Genomic DNA, 15,321 nt, shown 5'->3' with positions numbered 1-15,321 from the left:
CCGGTGCTGATCAGCGTCTACATCCCGCTCGCCGTGACGGCCGTGCTGACCGTCCTCGCGCCGCCGCTGGCCCGCCGGCTCGCTCCCCGCCCCGCCGTCTGGGCGCTGGCCTGCACCGCGCTGGTCACCACGGTCGGCTGGACGGGGTCGCTGGCCCTACTGGCCTTCACCGCGGTCGCGCAGATTCCCGAGGTGGCGGCGGAGGGCCGCTGGTCGGTAGCCGCCCTCCAGGCCGAGGACCCCGTCCAACTCACCGTTGCGCTCGTCAGCGCCCTCGTCCTGCTGGCGGGCGTTGTCTCCCTGACCCGCGCTGCCGTACGACAGGCCCGCCACCTCCTCTGGGCCAGGCGCGCATGCGCCCAGCTGCCCGGCGACGAGGAGTTGGCCGTCCTCGACGACGGCGCTCCGCAGGCGTTCGCCCTGCCCGGCGCGCCCGGCCGCATCGTGGTGTCACGCGGCATGCTGCGCTGCCTCGACGACGAGGAACGCGAGGCCCTGTTGGCACACGAGAGGGCTCACCTCCGCTGCCGGCACCACCTCTTCCAGATCCTGTGGCGGCTCACCACGGCCGTCAATCCGCTGCTGAGGCCGCTGGCCGACGCGGGCGCCTTCGCCCTGGAACGCTGGGCCGACGAGGAGGCCGCCACCCGGATCGGCAGCCGCCGGACCGTCGCCCGGGCCGTCGGACGGGCCGCCCTCGCCACCTCGGCCCACGCCGCGCGTCCCCCGGCCCTCGCCGCCACCGGCGGCGCCGTACCCCAACGCGTCCGCGCGCTGCTCGCCCCACCCCCGCCGCGCCGCCCCCTGCCCATCGCCGGAGGAGCCCTCCTGCTGTCCCTGTGCTGCGTCGGCCTCGCCAACGCCGCCTCCGACAGCGACCACATGCTCGACGAAGCGCAGCGGGCGCAATGCCTCACCGCGATCGCGCAGGCGAGCCCGCCCGGCCCCGAAGCCCGCCACCACCAGCCACCCGCCTGCTGCGCGCACCACCTGCGCGGCGAACGCGGGGGACATCGCGCGTAGGCGACGGCCCTGTTGGCGTCGGGATGGGTCCGCGGCCAAGTGGCCGGGCTTGCGCGGGTGTTTGGGCGGTCGGCGACCGGCAAGAGGTGAGGCGAGGGGCCGATGCGCTGCCCGCGGGGCGTCCCCGGCACCCTGTATGCCGTAGACGGCAGCGCATCGGAGCTTGATGCAGGACGAGCACCCGCCGACGCGGGCGGTGAGCGCTCCGGGCGTCGTCCTGACGAACATGCGGTGAGAGGGGCCGGCGGGGGCGGTGGCCTGTCCGCCGGACGCCGGTCATGGTTCCTGGTGCTGCCGGCGACGGCGTCCGGCTTCACCATCGGGAAGGCACCGGCTGGGGCTCCCGCAGACTGCGCTCCGGTAGCCGGAACGGAACCATGACCGAACTATCACGTCCACCGGGCCGGAAAAACAGGGCGCGGAACCCGCGCACTCACACCAGGAACCCTCGCGCACGTACCACCGGAGCACGGCCGTGGGAGGAAGGGTCCGACTGTCGGCCGTCTCTTCGCGGGGTCGGTGTGCTTACGGTGAATTGACCCTGGCACGGCAGTCGGACTTCGTGATCTGGGTTTCGCGCGGCCTTGGCCGGCGCGGTCGGACGGGTTCGGCGGGCGTCAGTCGGCGTCGGCGATGAAGTCTGCTATCGCGGCAGCGATGGCTTCGGGCTGCTCGTCGGGGATGAAGTGTCCGGCGTCGGGCACCACGATTCGGGTGGTGTTGTCGGCCCATGGGCTGATGGCGGCGGCCATGTCCGGAACGGAGCCGTGGCTGCTGGAGATTCCGAGAACGGGCACGGACAGGTGCCGCCGCCCGAGCGCCGCGCGGTTCTTGCGCGCCGACTCCGCGGCGTCTCGGTAGTACGCGAGGCAAGCGCGCAGGCCGCCGTCGACGGCGACGGCGGCCGCGTAGTGGTCGATCTCGGCGTCGTCGAACGTGTCGGGAGACAGGGCCTTCCTCTTCAAGAACCAGCCGACGTACTCGCGTTCGCGGCCGGCGAGCAGCGTCTCGGGCAGGTCGGGCACGAGGTGGAACGCGAAATGCCAGGTTTTCCACGCTCGTTCCGGGTCGGTGGGAATCGTCTCCGGGAGAGTGATACCGGGAATTCCGGCGTCGAGCAGAGCGACCCCGCGCAGGTGGCTCTCGAAGTTGAGGGCGAGGGAGAAGGCGACCCAGGCGCCGATGTCGTGGGCGACCAGGGAGTACGTCGACACTCCGAGAGCCTTCACGGCGGTGTGGACGTGCGCGGCGACCGCGTGCGTGTCGTAGCCGCGCTCCGGACGCTCGGAGTGGCCCTGACCCGGCAGGTCGATCGCGATGACGTGGAACCGGTGGGCGAGGCCGGGCATCACCTTTCGCCAGGCCCACCAGGTTTGCGGGAATCCGGCGAGCAGGACGACGGCCGGGCCGCTCGGCCGTCCGCCTTCGACGGCATGCAGGCGGACGCCGTCCGCGTCGACCCAGCGGTGAGTGAATCCGTCCAGATGCTGCAGGGGCAGGTCACGGACGGGGTTGCGTTCGGAGACCTGCGGAGTGCTGGTTGCCGGGCCAGTCACGGGGATCCTCCATCGGTGTCAGGCGTGCGGTTGGGGCGGTGTGGCTGACGGCGGTGGCTGGGGGCCGCGTGGTGTTTCTCGCGCGGTCGCGAAGTGCACGTGGCATGCCTGGCCATGACCACGCTTGAAGGTTAACGCATCTTGGACTGATCGGTCCAAGATGGAATGACGTGCAACACGGGGTTGGATGCCTGATTGCCCAGTCAGCCATGGCAATTCCAGTGCTGAGTCCGAGCGTTGCAGCACACGCCAAGCCGGCGCTCGGCTTCCAGCGCCGGGGCGAGTCCGGCGCAGCTCCTGGCCACCGTGGGCGTGCCCATGGGCGCGCTGCCGCAGGCGCTGCGCGCGTAACGAAGCGCCGAGTCCGCAGGTCGTTCGGATCGTACGGACACAACGCGCAGGCCCGCCCCCATTGCAGGCGCCGATCGCCATCGTCAGCACGCCGGCGTCAATTCATCCACCAGTCGTGTACGTGAATTGCGCCGACCTCACATTCAACAGGTTCAACTTGTCAGCGGTATAGGCGCATTGTCGTCGTGCGAACCGCGTGCTGGAATCGAGTGAGGCGACCGACGTCTCGCCACACGCCAGCGCCCGCTGCCCCCACAACGGGGAAGTGGCCCAGGGAATTTCCTTCGCCACCCAGGACTACCTCGCGCTGTCCCGGGAGCCGTCCGTACGACGGGCCGTTGCCGAAGCCCTGGCGAAATACGGCCCGCATGCCGGGAGTTCTCCCATCCTCACCGGCCACACGCCACTGGCCGACCAATTGAAACGGGAAATCTCCCAACTCACCGGCATGGCACACATCATCCTGTTCCCCACCGGTTGGGGCGCCGGATACGGCTCGATCACCGGACTGATCCGGCCGCAAGACCATGTCGTTCTCGACGAACGCGCCCACGCCTGCCTGAACCAGGGAGCGCACGCCGCCACCCGCAACGTGGTGCTCGCAGACCATCTCCACAACGACTCCGTCCACGAACACCTGGCCCGGATCCGAGCCCACGACACCCGCAACGCCGTCATGGTCGTCACCGAAGGCGTCTACTCGATGGACTCCGACACCCCGCGACTGGCCGCACTTCAGGACATCTGCCACGCCTACGACGCCACACTGCTCGTGGACGTCGCCCACGACCTGGGCGCCCTCGGGCCCGGCGGTACCGGGAAGATCGGGGAACAGGGGCTGCTCGGCCAGATCGACCTGGTAATGGGGTCGTTCAGCAAGTGCTTCGCGACCAACGGCGGCTTCATCGCCGCCCGTTCCGAAAACGTGGCCGAGTACCTGTCCGGCTACGCCACGTCACACTTCTTCTCCTCGGCGCTCTCGCCACTCCAGGCAGCCGCGGCCCTGCAGTGCGCCCGCATCATCCAGTCGCCCGAGGGAGAACGCCGCCGCGCCGCCCTGGAACACGTAGCGACCCGACTGCGCGCCGCGCTGACCAAGCGGGGGCTCACCGTCCTCGGCGACATGTCGGCCATCGTTCCGGTGGAAACCCACTCAGCCGCCGTGGCGCGTGTCGCCTGCAAATTGGCCGAGGCCCGGGGACTGATTCTGGCGATCATCGAGTTCCCGGCCGTTCCGTTGAACTCGGCCCGCTTCCGGATGCAGTTGATGTGCGACCACTTACCACAAGACATGGACCTCACCGCGCAGATCCTCGACGAGACCGTGACCGAAGCCCGTGAACTGCTCACGACGGGAGCCGAAGAATGACCAACGCGATCGCCCGGGGCCGTCTACCGCACCTGCTGGACACGAAGTTCCGCGTTCCGGCCGACCAGGTCAGTGACGCCGTCACCCTGAAGGACCTGGACCTGGACTCCCTGGCACTGGTCGAGTTCAGCCTCACCGCCGAGGAGGAGTTCGGGGTGCTCATCCCCGAGACGGAAATCGGCACCATGACGGTCCTTGAGATCGTCGACCAGTTAACGATGCCCCTCTGACGAAACCCGCTGCGGCGCGGCCTGTCCGGTGTCCGCCCTATCCGAGCGAACTCTTCGGCGTCGGGGATGTCTTGCCTCCGGGCCGCGGCCTGGGGATGTACTGGTCGGCCCAGGCGCTGATGATGTGGGCGGCCCGCTGTGCCTGTCCTCGTGCGGTCAGGAGATGGTCCGCGCCTTCGAGCGAGACGAAGCTGCGCGGGTGCCGTGCCTCGCGGAAGATCTCCCCGGCGTTGTCGATGCTGACGGTCTGGTCGGTGGGCGAGTGCAGGACGAGTAGCGGCAGGCTCAACTCACGAATCCGGTCGCGGAGTTGAGCGCGGCGGACGTCTTCGACGAAGGCACGCTTGAGGACCAGGGTCCGCCCGCCGACGAACCACTCGTGCGACCCCTCACTGAGCACGCGATCCATCACCGCGTCGTACTGCCGCTCGACGTGACTGGGCTCGACCGGCGCCCCGATGGTGGCGAGCGCGCGGACGCCCGTCATCTCGGCCGCCGCTGCGAGGGCGGCGGCGCCTCCCCACGAGTGCCCCACCAACAGGTCTGCCGGAGTCCCTCGCTCCGCCATCATGGCCGCCGCGCGGAGCGTGTCCTGGACCTTGACGGTGAAGGAACCGTCACCCCAGTCACCGTCCGAGTCCCCGATCCCGAGGTTGTCGAAGCGCAGCATGCCGATCCCCTCGCGCGCAAGCTGCTTGCTGACGCGCGAGGCGGCCGGCGAGTCCTTGCCGAGCGTGAATCCGTGCACGAAGATCCCCCAGCCGCGGATCTCGCCGTCCGGCAGGTCGATCGCTCCGGCCAGTTCGGGGCCGACGACGCTTCGGAATCTCACTTTTTCGGTCATGTTGCGATCACCTAGGCAGGGGTTGTTCGTGTGCGGGGAGCGAGGCCGGCACCGGCTGGGGCGCCCTGTGCGTGCTCCGAGCGGGACAGTGGGGAAGAGGGGAGGGCGGTAAGGAGGAGAGTAGCGGGCGCGGTGCTTGACGCGGTGTCGGCGCGTCAGGCGGTCGGGGGCTCCTCCGATGCCGCCTTGGCGGCGAGCAGCGCGGTGATCTCCTCGGCGAGCCGCGGGCCGAGCTCGCCCCAACCGTCCTTGTAGCCGTAGACGCCGGCCAGGGTACGGGCCTCGTAGTCGCCGTTCATGATCTCGATGTCGGCGGCCGTGATGAGTGCCGGGTGGGGAACGCCGACGGCCGACGAGACCTTCAGCAACTCCTTGCGGAGGGTACGCAGGTAGACGGCGGCCCGGGTGGCCTTCGAGGTCGGGTCGAGACCGCGGGCCAGCCGCGGGTTCTGGGTCGCGACGCCGGTGGGGCACTTGTCGGTGTGGCACTTCTGCGACTGGATGCAGCCGATCGACAGCATCGCCTCACGCGCCACGTTGATCATGTCGGCACCCAGCGCGAAGGCGACCGCGGCGTTCTCGGGCAGGCCGAGCTTGCCGGAGGCGATGAAGGTCAGGTCGTCGGTCAGCCCCAGCTCGGCGAAGGTGCCGTAGACCCGGGAGAAGCCCATCCGGAAGGGCAGCGACACCGAGTCGGAGAAGATCAGCGGCGCCGCCCCAGTACCGCCCTCGCCGCCGTCGATGGTCACGAAGTCGACACCACGGTCACCGCGCGCCATCAGCGTGGCCAGCTCCTGCCAGAACTCCATCTCGCCCACCGCGCTCTTGATCCCGACCGGCAGACCGGTCTCGGTGGCGAGCAGTTCGACGAAGTCCAGCATCGAGTCGACGTCGCTGAACGCGGTGTGCCGCGACGGGGAGGCGCAGTCCTTGCCGAGCGGGATGCCGCGGATCTCGGCGATCTCCGGGGTCACCTTCGCGCCCGGCAGCATCCCGCCCAACCCCGGCTTGGCGCCCTGGGAGAGCTTGATCTCGATCGCCTTGACCGGGGCGCCGGCGATCACGTCCTTGAGCTTGTCGATGTTGAAGCTGCCGTCCTCGTTGCGGCAGCCGAAGTAGGCGGTACCGATCTGGAGGATGAGGTCGCCGCCGTTGCGGTGGTACGGCGAGAGGCCGCCCTCGCCCGTGTTCTGCATCGTGCCCGCCAGCGCCGCCCCCTTGTTGAGCGCGGTGATCGCCGCGCCGGAGAGCGATCCGAAGCTCATCGCCGAGATGTTCACCACGCTCGCCGGTCGGAACGCCTTGGCGCGCCCGCGCGGCCCGCCCAGCACCTTGGCCGAGGGCAGCGGGGCCTGCGGGTCGTGCGCGTCGGGCAGCGGAGCGTGGGCGAACGTGCGCTGCTTCAGGTACGCGTGCCCCTGCATGTGCTCGATGTCGTTGTCGGTGCCGAACCCGAAGTAGTTGTTCTCGCCCTTCGCCGACGCGTAGATCCAGGTGCGCTGGTCCCGACTGAACGGGCGCTCCTCGTCGTTGGAGGTGACTATGTACTGCCGCAGCTCCGGCCCGATCGTCTCCAACAGGTACCGGGCGTGCCCGATCACCGGGAAGTTCCGGAGCAGGGCGTGCTTCTTCTGGACAAGGTCACGAGCGGCCACGAGTGCCAGTGCAGTTGCGGTGGCCGTGGCGATGCTCCGGGCGCGCATGAACGTACCTCTCCTCGATGCTCGACCCCCTCGCCGTGCGGTGGAGCCGTCATGTCGTGTCGTATCGGGCGTTGGGCGGCGGGCACGACCAAGCGGGCGTCAGCGTCCGTCGGAGAACGCGAAATGATATTAGGGGCTCGTCAGGACCGGCGCGGGGGCAGGGTCGTCGGTGGGGCGGTCGCCCCAGCTCACCGATGGTGTGGGCGACCGCCAGGCACCGTCACGTGACCAGGCGTAGCCAGGCATCCGCGAGTGCGGCATGGCCGGCCGGCGTCGGATGCACGCCGTCCGCGGCCCAGTGCTCCGGCCCGCTCGCCGCGGCGAGTTGGGCGAACATGCTGTCCGCGGCGAGCAACTGCGCGCCGTGGGCGCGGGCGAGCTCGCGCACGACCTGGATCTTCGGGTCCAGATCGGCCCGCCACTCCTTGCGGACCGCCTCGTCGATGCGCGCGTCACCGGGACCGGCCACGACGGTGCCACTGATCGGCAGCAGGAACGGCTCGATGAGAACCAGCGCCGTGCCCGCCTCGGCCAGCGGCGCGAGCAGACGCTCGTAACCCGCCGCGAAGTCCTCCGGGGGGATCACCCGGCCGTCCGGGTCGATCGTGTGCCAGCCCATGTCATTGACGCCGACGAGGATCGACACCACGTCCGGGCCCGCGTCAAGCACGTCCGCCTGCCACCGGGCTTCCAGATCGCTCACCTTGTGGCCCCCGATCCCGGTGTTGAGCCAGCTCACGGGCCGGTCCGGGTGGCGGAGTCCGAACTCGCCCGCGACGCGCAGCGGGTAGCCGAACCCGAGGCCGTCCTCGCTCTCCAGCCGCTGGCTGTCGGTGATCGAATCTCCGGTGAACATCACGGTGGCTCCCGGACGGAGGGCGATCGTCATCTGCGCTCCTTGACAAGGGGGTTGGGGGAGGGAGGAGAGGCCCGTCGGGAACGGGGCGGCGCATCAGGTTTCCGCGGGGCCGAACCACTCGCCGGCGGCCCGCGCGAACGCCTGCCGGTCGACGTCGCGAGCGTCCGCCCAGGCGACGATGGAGTCCGGCCGGACGAGCACGGCGCCCAGCCCCAGGTCGTCCTCGACCGCCCCGGCCGCGTAACGCAACCGGCGCTGCCAGCCCGTCGCCGCATCCCGCAGGCGGCGTTCGGCGCTGAAGTCGAGCACCACGCCCCGTCCGTCGTGCATCAGGTCGGCGAGGCACGTGCCGTCCGCACGGCGGAACTCCGGGGCGTGGCGGCCGACCAACGGGTGGTCGCTGCCGAGGTCGTGGCGGGTCGCCCAGCCCGAGAGCCGCCCGACCACATAGGTCGTCCCGTCCCGGGTCCCGAGCAGATCGCGGATCACCCCCTGGAGGGCCCGACCGTGCGGGCCCGGCGCCATGGCGGACACCTGGGCGCGGGACCAGTCGAGCACCCGCGCGCCGACCGGGTGGCGTTCGCGGGTGTAGGTGTCGAGAAGGCCGTCCGGCGCGTCCCCGCGCACGGTCGCCGCCAGCTTCCACCCCAGGTTCAGGGCGTCGCCCAGCCCGGTGTTGAGTCCCTGGCCGCCCAGGGGGGAGTGGATGTGCGCGGCGTCGCCCGCCAGCAGGACGCGTCCCCGCCGGTAGCTCGTCGTCTGCATCGCCCGATCGGTGAAGCTCGACGCGAGGTGAACCTCGGTCAGCGTCACGTCGGTTCCGGACACCCGGCGCAGCACCGTCTGGAGGTGGTCGCGGGTCGGCGGGTGCGCACGGTCGAACGCGCCGCCGTCGAAGTCCATCATGCCGACGTGCCCTGCCGTGCCCATCCGGAGGTACATGCCGGTCGGTGTCGGGTTGATCCCAGGGCGGAGCTTCTCGGGATCGGCGAGGGTGGCGACCATGGTGTAGCCGGTGAACCTCGGCTCGGTGCCGACGCATTCGAAGCCGGCGAGCCGACGCACCGCGCTGCGCCCGCCGTCGCAGCCGACGACCCAGCGCGCCCGGTACTCGCGCTCGCCGGCCCGCACGACCACGCCCTCGTCGTCCTGCGCGACGCCGGAGACGGTGACGCCACGCCTGATCTCCACGCCGAGCTCCACCGCCCGCTCGGACAGCACCGCCTCGATCACATCGAGGCTGGTCAACGCGAAGTCCGGGGCCGGGCTGGGCAGTCGGAACGGCAGCGCGGTCAGGTCGACCCTGGCCGGGTCGAGCACCATGCCGGCGAAGTGCCCCACGCCGCCGCGGATGGCGGACTGCCCGTCCGCGCCGAAATCGGCAGCGAGTTCGTCATGGACACCCGAGGCGTTCAACAGCGGATGCAGCATTCCGCGGCGGTGGAACCCCTGGAGCGATGTGGCGAACAACCCCCGCATTCCCAGCGGTTCCGCCCGCCACGGGGACCCGGGCGCCGACTCCCGCTCCAGCACCACGACGGCGCAACCGGCGAGCCCCAGCTCGCAGGCGAGGAGGAGACCGACCGGGCCAGCACCCACGATCACTACGTCAGGCATGAGAAAACCCCTTCCGAGGACGGAAATCCGTGACGCACCCAGGCTGTTGGGGAGCGCTCACAGCGGGCTCACACGGCGCTGACACGGCATCGCACCGGCGCCGCCCTGATGTGAGGACCCGACGGTGCGTGCGCGAAGATGGGGACATGGACGGGGGCGCGCGGCTTCGCATCACGCTGCTCGGCGCCTTCGAGGCGTCTCGCGGTGACGCCGTCCTGCCCGTCCCGGGTGCCCGCTTGCAGGCCCTGCTCGGGCGACTGGCGCTCGCCGGCGGACACCCGGTCGAGCGGATCGCCCTGGTCGACGCGATCTGGGCCGAGGACCCGCCGACCGACCCCACCCACGCCCTCCAGGCCCTCGTCTCACGCCTGCGCCGAACCCTCGGCTCCGCCGGCCACGTCGCGCAGCGCGCGGGCGGCTACCAACTGGCCGTGGACGCCGCCGACGTGGACGCGCTGCGGTTCGAGCAGCTCGCCCGCGACGGCCGGGACCGCCTGCGCGCCGGCGACCCGCAGGCGGCGGCCCTGCTCGGAGCGGCCGTGGCGCTGTGGGGCGACCATCCCGGCACCGAGCCCGCGGCCGTCGCCGGGTTGGCGCCCGCCGCCGCGACCCGGCTGGCCCACGCCTCGATCGAGGCCGTCGCCGACCTCGCCGACGCCGAACTGTCCCTGGGTCGCGCCGACTTGGCAGCCACCCGCCTGACCGCCCTGCTCGCCGAGCACCCCGTCCACGAACGCGCCGTCGCGCTGCTCATGGACGCGCTCGCCGCCCAGGGACGCCAGGCCGAGGCCCTCGCCCGGTACGAGCAGGTCCGCGCGCGCCTGGCCGACGACCTCGGCACCGATCCGGGTGCCGGCCTGCGCGCCCGCCACCTGCGCCTGCTGCGCGCCGACCCGCCCACTCCCGACGCCGCCCAGACCAGACGGAGCAACCTGCCCGCGCCACTGACCCGTTTCATCGGCCGCGACGACGACCTCGCCCGGATCGAGGCGCTGCTCACGGCCGGGCGCCTGGTCACCGTGGTCGGCCCCGGCGGCGCCGGCAAGACCCGCCTCGCCGTCGAGGCCGCCCGCCGCCACCGGCCGGAATACCGCGACGGCGCGTGGATGATCGACCTCGCCGCGGTCACCGAGCCCACCAAGGTCGGCACGGCACTGCTGGCCGCGATCGGGCTGCGCGGCTCGGCACTGTTCGAGGCGTCGGCCGAGCCGCACGCTGACCGGGTCGGCGAACTGGACGTCCTGACCGACCAGTTGAGCGGCCGGGAGAGCCTGCTCCTGGTGGACAACTGCGAGCACCTCATCGACGCCGTGGCCCACCTGATCTCGGCGCTGCTCACCCGCTGCGCCGGACTGCGGGTACTGGCCACCAGCCGGGAGCCACTGGCCATCGACGGCGAGGCGCTCGTCCCGCTCGGCCCGCTGCCCCTGCCCGAACCGCACGCGGACGCCGAACAGGCCCGCCGGACGGCGTCGGTGCGGCTGTTCCGCGAGCGGGCGGCGGCCGTACGGCCCGGGTTCGACGTCGACGCACACCACCTCACCGATGTGCTGCGCATCGTGCGGGGCCTCGACGGCCTGCCGCTCGCCCTGGAGTTGGCCGCGGCCCGCCTCCGCACCCTCTCGCTGCCCGACCTGGCCGCCGGACTGTCCGACCGGTTCCGCCTGCTGACCACCGGCAGCCGCACCGCCGTCCCGCGGCACCGCACCCTGCGCGCGGTCATCGCCTGGAGCTGGGACCTGCTCGACACGGACGCGCGTACGGTCGCGGAGCGGATCGCGGTGCTGCCCGGTGGCATCACGCCGGCCTCGGCCACCGCGGTCTGCGCCGGCACCGCGGTGCCAGCCGACGAGATCCGGGAGCTGCTCGCGGCCCTGGCCGACCGGTCGTTGCTGCACCTCGCGCCGGACACCGGCCGGTACCGGATGCTGGAGACGATCCGCGAGTACGGCCTGGAGCGCCTGGCCGAGCAGGACACCCTGACCGTCGCGCGGGACCTGGCCGCCCGCCACCTCACCGAACTGGTCGCCCACTACGACCCGTTGCTCCGCGGCCCGGAACAGCTCGCCGCACTCCACGCGCTGCGCGCCGAGTACGACAACGCGCTCGCCGCGCTGCACCACCTCAACGACACCGGCGACGCCGACGGCGCACTCGGCCTCGCGGTGAACCTGATCTGGTGCTGGCACATGCTCGGCCGGAACGTCGACGCGGCCTACTGGCTCGACAAGGCGATCGCCCTGCCGGCCGCGCGGCCAGGCGTGCGGCGCGACATCGCCGAGGGACTGCTGCTGCTCAACTTCCTCGCCGTCCCGGGCGCACTGGTCATCGACGCGGCCAAGGAGCGGCGCGAGGAACTGCGCGTGCTCACCGACCGTCTGCGGAACCAACCGGAGTTGCCGGGCTTCGGCGGCGCGCTGCTCGCCATCAGGCTGGCCTCCCTGGACAACGACGACGCGTCCTCGATGACCATCCGGCGGCTGGTCGACGGGCCGGATGCCTGGCTGGCCGGGCTGGCCCGCATGTTCCGGGCCCACCTCGCCGAGAACGAGGGCCAGCTCGGCCAGGTACGCAGCGATGTGCTCGCCGCCCTGGAGTGCTTCGACCGGGCCGGCGACCGCTGGGCCCTGGCCAAGGCCTTGCCGCTGCGCGCCCTGCTGCGGCAGTACGACGGCGATCTCGACGGCGCGCTGGCCGACTTGAACGAGGCCAAGCGGTTGGCCCGCGCGTTCGGCTCACTCGGCCTCGACGACGAGATCTTCATCGACCGGCGCCGCATCGACGTGTACGAGCGGCTCGACGAGACCGCACGCGCGAGCACGATGTTCGCCGCGGCCCGCGAACGCGCGCTGCGCTCGGCGTCACCCGAGCTGGCGATCGTGCTCGACGCACGGGAGGCCGGTCTGCGGGTGCGGATCGGCGATCTCGACCGGGCGCGCGAGCTGGTCGAATCCGCCGAGACCGGGCTCTTTGAGCAACTCCGGTCCGTCCGCCCCCACGGGCGGGCGCTGGTTGCCACGGCCCGAGGCGCGCTCTGTCTCGCACGCGGCGACGGGCCGGGTGCCGAGGAGGCACTGGACCGGGCCTACGCGGCGGCGGTCGACAGCGGGGACCTGCCGTTCGCCGCGACGGTGGTGGTCACCGTGGCCGAACTCGCCGCGCTCTACGGGCGGCACCGGGACGTTGCCGCCCTGCTCGGCGCGGCGGCCCGTCTGCGGGGCGCCCATGACCACACCGACCCGCAGGTCCGCGCGTTGAGCGCCCGCAGCCGGCGCGCACTCGGCGACGCCCGCTTCACCGAGGCGTACGAGACGGGTTGGCGACTGGACCCACCGGCGGCCCTGACGTGGACCGATCCGGCGCGCCTGCGCCGCACGGCACCGCCCACGCCACTCCCCGAACCGGGCGGTGCCCAAGCACGGCGGGCGTGAGCCCACGGCGCGAGCGGCACGCAGACCACCGGCCGGCCCCGGGGACGGCGCACCGGATTGTTGGCTAGGGTGCCAACTGGCGCCTGATTCCGATGACTTGGCCAGGAGGAGGGCCGGGCGGGGCAGTTCGGGGCCGCGCGGGCTGCCGGCTCCCGCGACGGCATACGGCGATGGGCCGGACACGACGGGGGGCTTGCGGTGGCTCGCTTGGTGGGAGCGCATCCGGACGTCGGCCGGGCCCCGGCGCCCGCGGTGCTGCCGCCCTCGCTGCGCGGGTGGCTCGGGCCGCTTGCGGCCCTCGCCGCGCTGGTGGTCGTCGTGCTCGGGACCCGGTATGCCGACGACCGCAAGCCCGGCGCCATGGACGCGTGGATCTGGGCGGCGGTGGACGGTGCGGGGCCGTCGTGGCGGTATGTCGCCCTGGCCATGGACTTCTTGGGGGAGCCCGTCGGATCGGCGACGCTGGTCGTGACCACCGTGACGGGCTGCCTGTGGCTCAGGCGCCCTCGCGCAGCGGTGTTCGCGGTTGCCGGGACCGGCCTGACCGTGGGGACGGCGACGCTGCTCAAGTCCCTGGTCGGGCGCACCATCCACGGTGACCACCTGTCCTACCCGAGCGGGCACACCGCCTTCCTCACCGCGCTCTGTCTCGTGGTGGCGCTGCTCGTGACCGGCCGCCTCGGCCTCGGCGGGGCGGCCGGCACGCTGCTGGTGTCCGCCGCGGCGCTGGTGGCCGGCGCCGCGATGGGATGGGCACAGGTCGCCCTGGGTGCGCACTACCCGACCGACGTCGTCGGTGGCTGGTGCACCGCGGTGGCGGTGACGTCAGCGACCGGGTGGCTGGTCGACCGGACGGCCGACTGGCTCGTCGACCGGGGGGCCGACGCCGGCCGGCCGGAGCATCGCTGACGTCACGTCGCGTCACGCCAAGCGGCGGAACGCGGGCTTCACCGGCCGCCCGGCCAGCCAGGGGGTGGGGTCACCGGCGTCCAGTGCCTTCCGGTACACCGCACACGCCTGGGCCACCACGTCGACGGTGCGGTCGATGTCGGCGTCGTCGAGCGCGCTGCTCACCACGAACGACGGGGCCAGCACTCCGCCCGCGAGGAGTTGACGCAGGAACAGGGTGCGGTACTGCTGCGACGGCTGCCGGTTCTCGTCGAGGGTGGCGAAGACCAGGTTGCTGGCCCGGCCCCGGACGACCACGTGATCGCCGACGCCGGTGCCCGCCGCGGCGTCGCGGACACCGGCGGCCAACCGCTCGCCGAGGGCATGCAGCCGCGCGGTGATCCCCTCCTCGGTGTAGGTGTTCTGCACGGCCATCGCGGCCGCCAGCGAGTGGGTTTCCGCGCCGTGCGTGGTGGACAGCAGGAACACTCGGTCACGGGAGTGACGCAGCCCGCCCCGCTCCATCAGGTCGCGGCGCCCGGCCAGCGCGGAGACGGCGAAGCCGTTCCCCAGCGCCTTGCCGAACGTGGAGAGGTCGGGGACGACGCCGTACAGGCCCTGGGCGCCCGCCTCGGACCAGCGGAAGCCGGTGATCATCTCGTCGAAGATCAGGACGCAGCCGTGCCGGTGGGCCAACTCCCGCAGGTCGGCGAGGTACTGGGGAGTGGGATCTTCCCTGTGCAAGGGAGTCTCCCCTGCCTGAGCGAAGCCGGGAGCTTGCGGAAGGGGCTGAGAACCGGGGAAGAGGGCGGTGTGGGAGGCGGGTTCGAGGATCAGGCAGGCGACTTCGCCCCGGTAGCGGGTGAGCAGTTCCTCCGTGGTGGCCAGGTCTCCGTACGGGAACGTCACGGTGAGTTCGGTGGTCGCCGCCGGGATGCCGGCGGACATCGGGGTGGTGCCGATGAACCAGTCGTCGACGGAGAAGAACGGGTGGTCACCGCAGACGGCCACCCGCGGGCGGCCCGTGACGGCGCGGGCCAGGCGCACCGCGGCGGTGGTGGCATCGGAGCCGTTCTTCGTGAACTTCACCATCTCGGCGGTGGGTACCGTGGCCAGGAAGCGTTCCGCGGCCTCGACCTCCACGATGGACGGCCGGACGAAGTTGCTGCCGCGGTGGAGTTCCCGCCGCACCGCCTCGATGACGCGGGGGTGGGCGTGCCCGAGGCTGACCGACCGCAGGCCGGAGCCGTACTCGATGTACCGGTTGCCGTCGACGTCCCACACGTGGGCACCGCGGCCGTGGCTGATGACCGGGGCGAGGTTCTCGGGGTACTGGTCGTCGCCCTTGGCGTAGGTGTGCGCGCCCCCGGGGACCAGGGCGTGCAGCCGCTCGTTCGCCTGCCACGACCGGGGCAGACGGAGCTCTTCGGTGTCTTCGGTGGCCACGCCG

General features: G+C 72.0%; 11 protein-coding genes and 1 pseudogene. 6 read left to right on the top strand and 6 right to left on the bottom strand.

Going from position 1 to position 15,321, the window contains the following annotated elements; translation table 11 throughout:
- Positions 1–3 precede the first annotated feature (3 nt).
- The gene (locus PV796_RS01015; protein WP_274910832.1) at positions 4–1,023 is read left to right on the top strand and encodes a M56 family metallopeptidase; all 1,020 of its coding nucleotides are present in this window, start codon (positions 4–6) and stop codon (positions 1,021–1,023) included.
- Positions 1,024–1,640: 617 nt separating this feature from the next.
- Here the strand turns inward: PV796_RS01015 and PV796_RS01010 are convergent.
- Positions 1,641–2,579, bottom strand: a complete 939-nt coding sequence (locus PV796_RS01010; RefSeq protein WP_274910831.1) for an alpha/beta fold hydrolase — start codon at positions 2,577–2,579, stop codon at positions 1,641–1,643.
- Positions 2,580–2,764: 185 nt separating this feature from the next.
- On the opposite strand from PV796_RS01010, the pseudogene PV796_RS01005 reads away from it, so the two are divergent.
- The 3 genes and pseudogenes from PV796_RS01005 to PV796_RS00995 form a co-directional block, all read left to right on the top strand.
- Positions 2,765–2,930 (top strand): annotated as a pseudogene (locus PV796_RS01005) (TetR/AcrR family transcriptional regulator); the annotation flags it as partial.
- 265 nt (positions 2,931–3,195) lie between these two features.
- Positions 3,196–4,299 carry an aminotransferase class I/II-fold pyridoxal phosphate-dependent enzyme gene (locus PV796_RS01000; RefSeq protein ID WP_274910829.1) on the top strand — a complete coding sequence of 368 codons (1,104 nt, stop codon included), beginning with the start codon at positions 3,196–3,198 and terminating at the stop codon, positions 4,297–4,299.
- Positions 4,296–4,529 carry an acyl carrier protein gene (locus tag PV796_RS00995; RefSeq protein WP_274910828.1) on the top strand — a complete coding sequence of 78 codons (234 nt, stop codon included), beginning with the start codon at positions 4,296–4,298 and terminating at the stop codon, positions 4,527–4,529. The genes PV796_RS01000 and PV796_RS00995 overlap by 4 nt, the downstream gene beginning before the upstream one ends.
- 37 nt (positions 4,530–4,566) lie before the next feature.
- On the opposite strand, the gene PV796_RS00990 is transcribed toward PV796_RS00995, so the two are convergent.
- The 4 genes from PV796_RS00990 to PV796_RS00975 form a co-directional block, all read right to left on the bottom strand.
- Positions 4,567–5,373, bottom strand: a complete 807-nt coding sequence (locus PV796_RS00990) for an alpha/beta hydrolase family protein (RefSeq protein ID WP_274910827.1) — start codon at positions 5,371–5,373, stop codon at positions 4,567–4,569.
- A 155-nt stretch (positions 5,374–5,528) separates the two neighbouring features.
- Complete coding sequence (locus PV796_RS00985; protein WP_274910826.1) at positions 5,529–7,076, bottom strand: FMN-binding glutamate synthase family protein; 1,548 nt, start codon at positions 7,074–7,076, stop codon at positions 5,529–5,531.
- 220 nt (positions 7,077–7,296) lie between these two features.
- Positions 7,297–7,965, bottom strand: coding sequence for an SGNH/GDSL hydrolase family protein (locus PV796_RS00980; RefSeq protein WP_274910825.1), 669 nt, complete (start codon positions 7,963–7,965; stop codon positions 7,297–7,299).
- Between the two features lie 63 nt (positions 7,966–8,028).
- Positions 8,029–9,552: an FAD-dependent monooxygenase gene (locus PV796_RS00975; RefSeq protein ID WP_274910823.1), complete on the bottom strand. Its 1,524-nt coding sequence runs from the start codon at positions 9,550–9,552 to the stop codon at positions 8,029–8,031.
- A 146-nt stretch (positions 9,553–9,698) separates the two neighbouring features.
- On the opposite strand from PV796_RS00975, the gene PV796_RS00970 reads away from it, so the two are divergent.
- Positions 9,699–12,983, top strand: coding sequence for a BTAD domain-containing putative transcriptional regulator (locus tag PV796_RS00970; protein ID WP_274910822.1), 3,285 nt, complete (start codon positions 9,699–9,701; stop codon positions 12,981–12,983).
- Positions 12,984–13,181: 198 nt separating this feature from the next.
- On the top strand, positions 13,182–13,892 hold the full coding sequence (locus tag PV796_RS00965) for a phosphatase PAP2 family protein (protein WP_274910820.1): 711 nt from the start codon (positions 13,182–13,184) through the stop codon (positions 13,890–13,892).
- Between the two features lie 12 nt (positions 13,893–13,904).
- Here PV796_RS00965 and PV796_RS00960 read toward each other — a convergent pair whose 3' ends face one another.
- The gene (locus tag PV796_RS00960) at positions 13,905–15,317 is read right to left on the bottom strand and encodes a glutamate-1-semialdehyde 2,1-aminomutase (RefSeq protein ID WP_274910818.1); all 1,413 of its coding nucleotides are present in this window, start codon (positions 15,315–15,317) and stop codon (positions 13,905–13,907) included.
- Between the last annotated feature and the right edge of the window lie 4 nt (positions 15,318–15,321).

Source organism: Streptomyces sp. WZ-12 (assembly GCF_028898845.1).
Lineage (GTDB): Bacteria > Actinomycetota > Actinomycetes > Streptomycetales > Streptomycetaceae > Streptomyces.
The sequence above is the reverse complement of the archived record's forward strand: the minus strand, read 5'-3'. Positions and strand labels throughout refer to the sequence as shown.

Coding starts and splice junctions, on each gene's coding strand:
- PV796_RS00985 (WP_274910826.1), bottom strand. CDS start 7,076: ATGCGCGCCCGGAGCATCGCCACGGCCACCGCAACTGCACTGGCACTC.
- PV796_RS00980 (WP_274910825.1), bottom strand. CDS start 7,965: ATGACGATCGCCCTCCGTCCGGGAGCCACCGTGATGTTCACCGGAGAT.
- PV796_RS00975 (WP_274910823.1), bottom strand. CDS start 9,552: ATGCCTGACGTAGTGATCGTGGGTGCTGGCCCGGTCGGTCTCCTCCTC.
- PV796_RS00995 (WP_274910828.1), top strand. CDS start 4,296: ATGACCAACGCGATCGCCCGGGGCCGTCTACCGCACCTGCTGGACACG.
- PV796_RS00990 (WP_274910827.1), bottom strand. CDS start 5,373: ATGACCGAAAAAGTGAGATTCCGAAGCGTCGTCGGCCCCGAACTGGCC.
- PV796_RS00970 (WP_274910822.1), top strand. CDS start 9,699: ATGGACGGGGGCGCGCGGCTTCGCATCACGCTGCTCGGCGCCTTCGAG.